1 protein-coding gene is annotated in these 1,075 nt (G+C 53.6%); it reads right to left on the reverse strand.

The window, feature by feature from the left end:
• Nucleotides 1–180: 180 nt before the first annotated feature.
• Nucleotides 181–1,075: mannose-6-phosphate isomerase, class I (manA, locus tag BG74_RS03810; protein WP_244267257.1), on the reverse strand; the 895-nt coding region annotated here is incomplete at its 5' end.

The following is a 1,075-nucleotide window of genomic DNA, read 5'->3' on the forward strand; positions in this document are numbered from 1 at the left end:
TGTCTATCATGACGGTGGTAGGTAGTAGTGTTGCCGCTGGTGGGGCTGGGTTTTATTTATTTGGCCCTCCATCGGCCATAGAATTGCCTGAGTTAAGTGATTTAATTGATTAGTAAAAGCGGTGCCTTCGACATACTGCTGTACGGTTTTTTCGATCGGCTATATTTCGTCTGACAGTCATTAGCTTTGATTATAAACCCGAGCTAAACGGCCACTGCCGCTGACCGTAATGGGGGAATCTTTTGCTGCGATAAAGACTGACTCGCCCGGCTGGAGAGTGCATTGCTGACCGCCACCGTCCACAGTGGCCTGACCATCGACACAGAATAAGACAGCGGCGCTGTCTTGGGTCAGCGTGCGCGGCACTGGCATGAGCGCGTGCAGCGAAAAGGCGAAATCGTCCACCGGGATGGGAAACATCAGCGCACCATCGTGCTTCTCTGGCACGGTCAGAAGCGTATCTTCAGGTTTGGCGACGAATTGCACGTTGGCCATCAGCTCTGGCACATCGATATATTTCGGCGTCAGGCCAGCGCGCAGCACATTGTCGGAGTTAGCCATGACTTCCAGCGCCACACCCTTAAGATAGGCATGGGGAGTTTGCACGAACAAAAACATCGCCTGACCGGGCTGCAGGGTAATCACATTCAGCAGCAGCGGCGAGAACAGACCGCTGTCGTCGGGATACACCTCGGCAATCATCCGCACGGTGTTCCAGGGTTCGCCATACTGATGGTCCAGCGCGGCGGTGAGAATGCCCAGAGCTAGGGATTTTTGCTCGCCGGTCATCGTCAGCAAATCGCCGAACAATCGTGCTAAATTCTGCTCGTCGGGATGGGCGAGGAAGGCGGCAATAGTAGGATGGGCCCCTGCCACGGGCTGTAATAGCGAAACGATAGATGATAGCGTGCGAAAGCCATTCATGGCTTGAAACGGCGTTAAAGCAAACACAAGTTCAGGCTTATGATTTTCGTCCTTATAATTTCTGTTATGCGCGTTAAGAGAGATGCCCGCCTGGTTTTCTCTGGCAAACCCTATGCGCGCCGCGTTCAGGCTGGGATGGACCTGAATAGAC

Origin of the sequence: Sodalis-like endosymbiont of Proechinophthirus fluctus (assembly GCF_001602625.1) — a bacterium.
Classification (GTDB): domain Bacteria; phylum Pseudomonadota; class Gammaproteobacteria; order Enterobacterales; family Enterobacteriaceae.